At 28.4% G+C, this 9,294-nt stretch carries 10 protein-coding genes; 8 read left to right on the top strand and 2 right to left on the bottom strand.

The features are described from left to right. The 5 genes from ACLR9T_RS03945 to ACLR9T_RS03925 all read left to right on the top strand — a co-directional run. The coding region (locus ACLR9T_RS03945) for an LPXTG cell wall anchor domain-containing protein (RefSeq protein WP_413108234.1) at positions 1 to 251 on the top strand (251 nt) is incomplete at its 5' end. A gap of 155 nt (positions 252 to 406) precedes the next feature. Beyond that, the gene (locus ACLR9T_RS03940) at positions 407 to 667 is read left to right on the top strand and encodes a GroES family chaperonin (protein WP_413108233.1); all 261 of its coding nucleotides are present in this window, start codon (positions 407 to 409) and stop codon (positions 665 to 667) included. Positions 668 to 680: 13 nt separating this feature from the next. Next, positions 681 to 2,297: a chaperonin GroEL gene (gene groL / locus ACLR9T_RS03935; RefSeq protein WP_413108232.1), complete on the top strand. Its 1,617-nt coding sequence runs from the start codon at positions 681 to 683 to the stop codon at positions 2,295 to 2,297. A 275-nt stretch (positions 2,298 to 2,572) separates the two neighbouring features. After that, on the top strand, positions 2,573 to 2,920 hold the full coding sequence (locus ACLR9T_RS03930; RefSeq protein ID WP_413108231.1) for a hypothetical protein: 348 nt from the start codon (positions 2,573 to 2,575) through the stop codon (positions 2,918 to 2,920). Between the two features lie 363 nt (positions 2,921 to 3,283). Beyond that, the gene (locus ACLR9T_RS03925; protein ID WP_413108230.1) at positions 3,284 to 3,703 is read left to right on the top strand and encodes an NUDIX hydrolase; all 420 of its coding nucleotides are present in this window, start codon (positions 3,284 to 3,286) and stop codon (positions 3,701 to 3,703) included. A 155-nt stretch (positions 3,704 to 3,858) separates the two neighbouring features. Here ACLR9T_RS03925 and ACLR9T_RS03920 read toward each other — a convergent pair whose 3' ends face one another. After that, positions 3,859 to 5,763 carry an NAD(+) synthase gene (locus ACLR9T_RS03920; RefSeq protein WP_413108229.1) on the bottom strand — a complete coding sequence of 635 codons (1,905 nt, stop codon included), beginning with the start codon at positions 5,761 to 5,763 and terminating at the stop codon, positions 3,859 to 3,861. Between the two features lie 254 nt (positions 5,764 to 6,017). Between ACLR9T_RS03920 and ACLR9T_RS03915 the strand changes: the two genes are divergently transcribed. The 3 genes from ACLR9T_RS03915 to ACLR9T_RS03905 all read left to right on the top strand — a co-directional run bounded on the left by ACLR9T_RS03915 (position 6,018) and on the right by ACLR9T_RS03905 (position 8,362). Next, positions 6,018 to 6,776: a formate/nitrite transporter family protein gene (locus ACLR9T_RS03915; protein ID WP_413108228.1), complete on the top strand. Its 759-nt coding sequence runs from the start codon at positions 6,018 to 6,020 to the stop codon at positions 6,774 to 6,776. 82 nt (positions 6,777 to 6,858) lie between these two features. After that, on the top strand, positions 6,859 to 7,587 hold the full coding sequence (locus tag ACLR9T_RS03910; protein ID WP_413108227.1) for a metallophosphoesterase: 729 nt from the start codon (positions 6,859 to 6,861) through the stop codon (positions 7,585 to 7,587). Positions 7,588 to 7,609: 22 nt separating this feature from the next. Beyond that, positions 7,610 to 8,362 carry a MurR/RpiR family transcriptional regulator gene (locus ACLR9T_RS03905; protein WP_413108226.1) on the top strand — a complete coding sequence of 251 codons (753 nt, stop codon included), beginning with the start codon at positions 7,610 to 7,612 and terminating at the stop codon, positions 8,360 to 8,362. A gap of 53 nt (positions 8,363 to 8,415) precedes the next feature. On the opposite strand, the gene ACLR9T_RS03900 is transcribed toward ACLR9T_RS03905, so the two are convergent. Next, positions 8,416 to 9,228 (bottom strand): Cof-type HAD-IIB family hydrolase, encoded by an 813-nt coding sequence (locus ACLR9T_RS03900; RefSeq protein ID WP_413108225.1) that lies wholly within the window; start codon positions 9,226 to 9,228, stop codon positions 8,416 to 8,418. Positions 9,229 to 9,294: the final 66 nt, after the last annotated feature.

Below are 9,294 nucleotides of genomic sequence, written 5' to 3'. Positions count from 1 at the left end.
AAGCAAATGCGATATTAAATAATCCAGAAGCAACAGCAGAAGAAGTAGAAAATGCGATAAATGGATTAACCAAAGCAATGGCAGGATTAGTAGCTAATCCAACAAATCCTGAAAGTACAGTAAAACCAGGTGATACAAAGGTAAATGCTACTAAGACAGGAGATACAGCAAGTATGATGTATCCATTAGCTGGTTTAGCAGCGGCGTCAATTGTCTTCTATGGAAGTAAGAAAAAGAAAAAAAATAAATAGTAATTTATTATACTTTTAAACCAGAGAAAATTTCTCTGGTTTTCTTTTATAAAAAAATTAAATATTTTTTAGCACTGTTGTTGACAAAGTGCTAGGATGGAGTATAATGTTCTTAGCACTAAAGGATGGCAAGTGCTAAAAAAGGAGTGATTAAAATGATTAAGCCATTACATGATAACGTTATTTTGAAAAAAGAAGAAGTAGAAAACAAAACATCAAGTGGAATTATTTTAACAACCGAAACTAAAAAAATTCCAAGTGTGGCAACAGTTGTCGCGGTTGGTCCTGATTGTAAAGCCGAGATCAAAGAAAATGATAAGGTAGTGTATAAAGAATATTCAGGTACGAATATTGAGATTGATGAAGTTGAATATATTGTAATTAGTGTTAAAGATATTTTAGCAAGTATTGCTTAGGAGGTAATTAACGATGAGTAAAGAAGTAAGATTTTCAAGTGATGCCCGTAAGGCGATGTTAAAAGGTGTAAATACACTTGCAGATGCTGTATGTATTACTTTAGGACCTAAAGGCCGTAATGTGGTTTTAGAAAAAAGTTATGGTTCTCCATTAATTACTAATGATGGAGTAAGTATTGCTAAAGAAATCGAATTAGAAGATAAATTTGAAAATATGGGTGCTAAATTAGTATATGAAGTTGCAAATAATACTAATGATGTAGCTGGTGATGGGACTACTACTGCAACCATTCTTGCTCGTAATATGATCAACAATGGAATTAAAGCAGTTGATAAAGGATGTAATCCAGTGCTAATGCGTGAAGGAATTGAATATGCAAGTAAAGAAGTTGCTAAATCAATTTTAAAGAATTCACGTAAAGTAGAAACAAGTAATGATGTTGCTAGTGTTGCTACTATTTCTGCAGGAAGTAAAGAAATTGGTGATTTAATTGCAGAAGCAATGGATAAAGTTGGTCGTGATGGCATCATAAATGTAGATGAAAGTAATGGGTTTGATAATGAATTAGAAATTAGTGAAGGTATGCAATATGACAAAGGTTATGTATCTCCATATATGGTTTCTGATCGTGAAAAAATGCAAGTAGAATTAGAAAATCCTTATGTATTAGTTACTAATTATAAAATAAATAACATTCAAGAGATATTACCTATTTTAGAACAAGTATTACAAGCTAATAAACCATTATTATTAATTGCTGAAGATTTTGAAAATGAAGTTATTTCGACACTAGTATTAAATAAACTAAGAGGTACGTTTAATGTTGTTGCTACTAAAGCACCAGGTTTTGGTGATAACCAAAAAGAAATACTTCAAGATATTGCTGCTTTAACAGATACTAAGTTCTATAATAAAGATTTAAATATGAAATTAGAAGAAATGAAGTTAGAAGAACTAGGTACAATTAAAAAAGTAATAGTTACAAAAGATAATACAACAATGATTAGTGGAAATGAAGCTAGTGAAGAATTAAAAGAACGGATTAATGAAATCAAAACTAGAATTACTAATACAACTAGTGATTATGATAAAAAACAATATCAAGAACGTCTTGGTAAATTAACTAATGGTGTAGCTACAATTAAAGTTGGTGCTACTACAGAAAGTGAATTAAAAGAAAAGAAATTGCGTATTGAAGATGCATTAAATGCTACAAAAGCTGCAGTGTCTGAAGGTATTGTAATTGGTGGTGGTGCTGCTTTAGTTGAAGCCTATAATGAATTAAAACCAGTACTAAAAAATGATAATGTAGATATACAAAAAGGTATTAATATTGTTATGGAAGCATTATTAGCACCAATATGCCAAATCGCAGAAAATGCCGGATATAATTCAGAAGATATTGTTGATGGACAAAAGAATGCTGATAAGAATGTTGGATTTGATGCTAAAGCTGGTAAATGGGTTGATATGTTTGATGAAGGAATTATTGACCCAACTAAAGTTACACGTAGTGCTTTATTAAATGCGGCTAGTATTTCAGCATTATTTATAACAACAGAAGTTGGAGTAGCTGAGATTAAATCTGAAGAACCTGCTGCTCCAACAATGCCAGGTGGAATGTATTAATATTTGATTAAAGGATTAGACTTTCTTTTTTACAAAAGAATATCTAATCCTTTTGTATTATTATAAAGAATGGTAAATATTTGATGAATATTAAATTGCTTTTTTAGCTGGAAAAGTTTGATACCACTTACATACTATTTTACAAATGATAAAATAGTAAGTAAGTAGTATGTGTGCCAACAGATAAAGAAGTACAAAGTAAGCTATTTGACATTTCTATACACCCATATTAAAATTAAAAAAACTAGCTATATGTTTGTAAAGGAGGATTTGGGGTGTTTAATGAAATTTGTATTTATGAAGTGAAAATTAATAAACAAGATGAAATTGAAGCTTTAATGAAAGAGGTTGCCGAGTTTTACCTTTCGCAACCTGGAGTTATTGAAGTGAAGTATATCAAACGAACACATCGGCAAGAGAATTTCAATGCTGTCAAGGAAGGTAAACCAGCTATTCGCTTGACAAAATGGGTAGGTAAGGTCACGTATATTTTACATTGGACAGTTGAGGATGAAGAAACTCATGCTCATGTTTCAAAGCTTGGATTGGAGCGATTTTATAATAGATGGAATCGTTGCTTAACCACAATGCCTAAAATTTTATTGGGTGAAAACATTGTATAGTATGTTTTATTAGTATAAGAACTACACCCTTTTTTAATCATTTTTATAGACAGTATTTCCCTTAACACGCTTCTTATGTGTGATAGTATATTAAGAGCTTTGATATGATATTATGAAATTTTAGGAAATTGCTCATTTTATAAGAAGGTCCATTATCTTTTGCCAGGTTATTCTGGTATCAGGCAATAAATATAAAATAGTGTTTAAAAGTAGCTTGAATTAATAATATAAACGCTACATTATATTTATGATCATATTTAGAAGATAAAATAAAAATTACCTGAGCTATAATTGGCTTGTGGTAATCAGTTATATAAATTAGTTAAAGGTGATTTATTAAATAATGAAAAAAGAGGAGTTATTATGATAACTGTAAGATTTTATGAACAAGTTGCAAATGAATTGCTAAAATTTGCAGTAATTGTTTCTAAGTATAATGGTAAATGGGTATTTTGTAAACATAAAAATCGTGATACATATGAATGTCCTGGAGGACATCGGGAAAGTAACGAAATTATCGAAGATACAGCTAAAAGAGAATTGTGGGAAGAAACAGGAGCTAAAATATTTGATTTAACTCCGATTTGTGTGTATTCAGTATTAGATGATTATCAAGAAACTTTTGGTATGCTTTATTTTGCTGATATTTATTCTTTTGAAGAATTACCTCATTTTGAAATGGAGCGGATACAACTATTTGATATGCTGCCTAATGATTGGACATATCCTAATATACAACCAATTTTAGTTCAAAAAGTATCTGAAGTTATCTTTAATAAATAAAGTATATAAGTTTTTTTAATAGTGTGTTTAATAGGAAAATTTATAATAGATTTAAATATATAACGTTTATAAATGGAAATATAACAATATTGTAAATGCTATCCAACTATTTTTTATATATTAAAAGAGTTAGTAAATCCACTAACTCTATGTATTTATAATTTTTCAATTTCAGTAATCCATTCTTTTACATTTGCATCACTAGGCATTCGCCAATCACCTCGGGGTGAAAGAGATACACTACCAACCTTAGGACCATCTGGAATACAACTACGTTTAAATTGTTGAGTAAAGAAGCGCCAATAAAATTTGGTTAACCATTTTTTAATTGTTTCTTTATTATATTTATTTTTGAATGCTAATTGAGTTTTTCTAAATAATTTACGTGGTTCATCACCAAAACGGATCATATGATATAAAAAGAAATCATGTAATTCATATGGACCAACGATATCCTCGGTTTTTTGAACGATTTTGTCATCCTTTTGAGGTAATAATTCAGGTGAAACAGGGGTATCTAGAACATCTTTTAAGATAGCTTCTAATTTTTGACCATGATATAAACTAGCAACATAATCAACTAGATAACGAACTAATGTTTTAGGAACAGAAACATTAACAGCATACATAGACATATGATCTCCATTGTATGTTGACCATCCTAAAGCTACTTCTGATAAATCACCTGTTCCAATTACTAACCCTCCAACTTGATTTGCTTTATTCATTAGAATTTCAGTTCTTGTCCTTGCTTGAACATTTTCATAAGTTACATCATGAATATTTTCATCTTGTTCAATATCTTTAAATTGAACTTTTACACTTTCAGTTATATCAATATCATAACTAGTAACACTTAATTCATCCATTAAACCTAAAGCATTATTCTTTGTTCTTGAAGTAGTTCCAAAGCAAGGCATTGTAATAGCAATAATATCTTTATTTTCATACCCTAAGTTTTTAAATGCCATAGTACAAACAAGGAGTGCTAAAGTAGAATCTAAACCACCAGAAATACCAATAACAACTTTTTTTATTCCAGTAGCTTGTAAACGTTGCATTAATCCACGAGTTTGAATATCAAATACTTCTTTACAACGTTTGGCTCTTAATGTATAGTCACTAGGTACAAATGGGTGTGGATCGTAGTAATAAGTAGTTTCTAAATCAATATTACTTGAATTAAAGTAAATGGTTTCATAATCACATTGTGATTTAAATGTAGTCATTTTTCGACGTTCACTAGACAATTTTTTTAAATCAAGATCACCATAAATAAGTTCACTTTTAAAACCACAACTTTCTTTGATCATTGTACCATTTTCACTAATTATGTGATGACCACTAAAAACTACATCAGTAGTACTTTCACCACTTCCAGCATTGCTATAAATATAACCACATACTAAACGTGCTGATTGTGAGTTTACAAGTAAACGACGGTAATCTTTTTTAGTGGTAATTTCATTACTTGCAGAAGGATTCAAAATTAGATTAGCACCATTTAAAGCAAGCTTAATACTTGGGGGATCAGGTAACCATAAATCTTCACAAATTTCTACACCAAATTTAAATTCGGGATTTGTTGATGAAGCAAATATATAGTGGGTACCAAAAGGAATACTTTCACCATTAAAAATAATTGTAGTATTGTTTTTAGGAGCAGTTTCAAAACGTCTCGCTTCATAAAATTCTTGATAATTAGGAATATGTGTTTTAGGCACTAATCCAAGTAATTTTCCTTTGTGAATTATAGCAGCAACATTATATAAACTATTTATATGCTGATATGGTAAACCAACAACAGCAATAATATCTTTTTTAACTGTTTCATCAATAATGACTTGCAATTGTATTTTAGCTTCATTTAATAGACGATCTTGATTAAATAAATCTTCACATGTGTATCCAGTTAGGCATAACTCAGGGAATACGATTATTTTAGCATTATTTTCATAAGCATTATTTATTAATTTACAAATTTTTAAACTGTTACTTTTTACATTAGCGATACTAGTATCAAATGAAGCAGCAGCTACACGAATATATCCATCTTTCATTATATCTCCTCCAATATTTATATTGTACACTTTAAATTATTTCTTAACAAGTTTAAAAAATTTCTATTTTTAGGAACTTGAAAAAATAAATTAAGTTATTTCCTGGGAAATTATTGTATTATTATGAATAAATTTAGCTAAATATCTCATTAAATATATAATACCTATATTTTTTTAGAATAGTTAAGATGTTGTAATTTGTTGAACTTAAAAGTAATTTGGTTTATAATAAAAAAGATTTGGAGGGTTTTTTTATGAGCTTTGAAATGTTATCGGATTTAGGTATAAAAAAATATGAAATGTGTCGTGATGAACCAGGGCGCTTTTTAGCTCGTTCAATTGTAGCGGGTCTTTATTTAGGATTAGCAACTATTTTATCTACAACCTTAGGAACATTGTTGTTTCAAAATAATTTAATTGCTTCTAAGATTGCTGTAGCAGGTTCTTTTGGGATTGGATTAGTAATTATTGTAATTCTAGGTTCTGAGTTATTTACAGGAAATTGTTTTACAACAATGATACCTGTGTATGGAAAAAAATTAAAATTTAGACAAATTATTCCTATGTGGATTGTATGTTATATTGGTAATTTTATTGGAATTTCATTATTATGTTTTTTATTTGTAAAAAGTGGTAGTAATCATGATTTATTTATTACATATATTGAAAGTATCGTTAAGGGTAAATTAACATTTGATGTTGTAGAATTGTTTATAAAAGGTGTACTGTGTAATTTTATTGTTTGTGTTGGGGCTTATGTGGGAATGAAAATGCAGGATGATACTGCTAAAACAATTATAATGATGATTGTTGTTATGGCTTTTGTATTACCTGGATTTGAGCATAGTATTGCTAATATGGGATATTTTACATTAGGGGTTACAGGATTAGGGACAAGCTTTGACTGGTCTTCGTTACCATTACATATGCTTATTTCAACTTTAGGGAATATTGCAGGTGGGGGTATATTGTTAGGATTGCCTTTATTTATGATGATAAAACCAAAAAAATAAATCTACAGATAACTGTAGATTTTTTTATAAGTTTAAAAAGTTATAAAATAGTGTTAAACTTATAAATGAAAGGGTGATGATTATGTCTAATAATATTTATGTACTTTCAGATTTACATGGTCATTATGATATTTTTATTAAAATGCTTAAAAAAATAAATTTTTGTGAGAGCGATACATTGTTTATTTTAGGGGATTGCTGTGATCGTGGACCAGATAGTTTAAAAATATATCTTTATATACAAAAGTTTAAAAATATCCATCTAATTAAAGGTAATCATGAAATTATGATGCGTGATGCTTTCAAAGTTGATGATCCAGAGTCTTCTCAAAGAAGGATGTGGTTTCAAAATGGTGGAAATAAAACATGTACAAGTTATCATCAATATTTACATAAAAAAGCGTTTAATAAATGTGATTATCAAGTTTTAAAAGCAGCTTTTTATAAAATGATGATTGATTATATAGATAGTTGTCCATCTTTTATTGAACTAAACTGTAATGGTCAAGATTATGTACTGATTCATGCAGGAATTAATCCTGAAAAAGGATTATATGATCAAAGTGAAGAAGAATGTGCATGGATGCGAGAGTATTTTTTTATGTCTAAAGGTTTGGATAATAAGATTATTATTTTTGGTCATACACCAACATGTTATATTCGTCAAACAAGTAATTGTTTTGATGTGTGGTATGATCCGGTTTATAAGGATAAAATTGGAATTGATGGTGGTTTAGGGCCATTTGAAAATGGACAGTTAAATTGTTTATGTTTAAATAATATGCAGGTACATGTAATTAAAAAAAAATAAAATGTCATAAAGGAGGCAAATTATGAATTTATTACTTAGTAGAATCTTAACATATTTAAATGGAACGTTATTATATGATTCTCATTACCAATTTTGTAAATTTATAGTATATAATTATTTAGAATTAGAGGATCTAACATTTGATGAAGTTAGTCAAAGAAGTGGAATTAGTAAAGAGGATATTTTAGATTTCTGTATTTTGCTTGGTTTTGATGATTATAAAAGTTTTAAAGCAAAATTAATTAGAGATCATATGATTCGTTTGGATCAAATTCGTGCTAGAATGTTAGGGGTTAGTAGTGAAAGACTTATTGATGAAATGGAAAAGGCTTGTACTAATGAAACAATGAAAGAATACATTTCAATTATTTGTGAAGCTATTTTTAAAGCAAAGAGAGTTATACTGGTTGGGGCTTTATATCCAATGTCAATAGCGGTTGAATTTCAAACTGATCTAGTAACTTTTGGTAAACCTGTTATTCAATATCATAATTTTGATAAAGATATTGATCTTGATGAAAATGATGTAACAATATTTATATCTGCAACTGGACGCTCAATGAATTCATTTGTCCAAATAAAAAGAGAATTGGGTGTCGATAAAGCCACATCTATTTTAATTACTCAAAATAAGGCTTATACTTTTGGCGAAGATAAAATAGCTGATTATGTAATTCAAGTACCTGGTAAGTTTGATGGTATAAATTTTAATTACCAGATTATGACTATTTGTGATTTATTAAGAGTACATTATTATCAGCAATATTATTTATAGAAATAAAAATAGTTAATTCTAAAATGATAGCATAATTTAGAATTAACCGTTTTTTACAATAAATAACTTTCAATAGCTTCCTTACAACCATCATGGTCATTATCACTTACAATGATATCACATACTAATTTAATATTATCTTTAGCATTTTTCATTGCAATTGCTAGACCTGCAGTTTTTAAAATATCAAGATCATTGTTTGAATCACCTACAGCAATAGACTCAGTTATATCTATATTTAAATAGTTACATAATACCTTTAATCCTTTTGCTTTAGTTACATTTAAAGATGTAATTTCTAATGAAGTTGTTTCAGCTAACGCAAATGAAAGAGGTAAATTTTTAAGTGTGTCATATGTTTTTTTTCTATTACTAGAATTTGTGTGATACAGATTGATTTTTTCTATTTTATTTTTAATAGCATAATCATAGATATCATCAACTGTTGTTGCAACTCTAGTAAACATTGGTTTATATATGTCCATATTATATTTTTGCATTTTATCTAAATCATCTTTATATATAACTGAGTTACCATTAGTAAGCAGATGGATCATAATATCTTCTTGATAAGTGATATCTAATATCTTCTTTATTATGGGTAAGGGAATTGTATCTTGGTGAATTATTTTATTGTTTTTAAAATCATAAACTAATGCACCGCTTTCACAAATACCATATTGTAGATTAGAAAGTTCATCTTTATAGTCATTTAACTCGACTATTGCTCTTCCAGTGGATAATACGACATGTTTTTTGTTATTAATTGCTTTATTTAATGCAATAACTGTAGGTTTTGAAATTCTTTTTTGACTATTTAATAATGTACCATCCATATCAAAGGCTATTAATTTGTATTTAGACATTATTTTATCCCCCTTGTTTATATTACTTAATTTTAACTTAAGAGCAGGTTTTTAGTATTGATAAAA

Origin of the sequence: Thomasclavelia sp. (assembly GCF_047249845.1) — a bacterium.
Taxonomy (GTDB): domain Bacteria; phylum Bacillota_I; class Bacilli_A; order Erysipelotrichales; family Coprobacillaceae; genus Thomasclavelia.
The sequence above is the reverse complement of the archived record's forward strand: the minus strand, read 5'-3'. Positions and strand labels throughout refer to the sequence as shown.

Bases quoted from the DNA above. Each gene is read 5' to 3' on its own strand.
- ACLR9T_RS03940 (WP_413108233.1), top strand. From the start codon at position 407: ATGATTAAGCCATTACATGATAACGTTATTTTGAAAAAAGAAGAAGTA.
- groL (WP_413108232.1), top strand. From the start codon at position 681: ATGAGTAAAGAAGTAAGATTTTCAAGTGATGCCCGTAAGGCGATGTTA.
- ACLR9T_RS03925 (WP_413108230.1), top strand. From the start codon at position 3,284: ATGATAACTGTAAGATTTTATGAACAAGTTGCAAATGAATTGCTAAAA.
- ACLR9T_RS03920 (WP_413108229.1), bottom strand. From the start codon at position 5,763: ATGAAAGATGGATATATTCGTGTAGCTGCTGCTTCATTTGATACTAGT.
- ACLR9T_RS03915 (WP_413108228.1), top strand. From the start codon at position 6,018: ATGAGCTTTGAAATGTTATCGGATTTAGGTATAAAAAAATATGAAATG.
- ACLR9T_RS03910 (WP_413108227.1), top strand. From the start codon at position 6,859: ATGTCTAATAATATTTATGTACTTTCAGATTTACATGGTCATTATGAT.
- ACLR9T_RS03905 (WP_413108226.1), top strand. From the start codon at position 7,610: ATGAATTTATTACTTAGTAGAATCTTAACATATTTAAATGGAACGTTA.
- ACLR9T_RS03900 (WP_413108225.1), bottom strand. From the start codon at position 9,228: ATGTCTAAATACAAATTAATAGCCTTTGATATGGATGGTACATTATTA.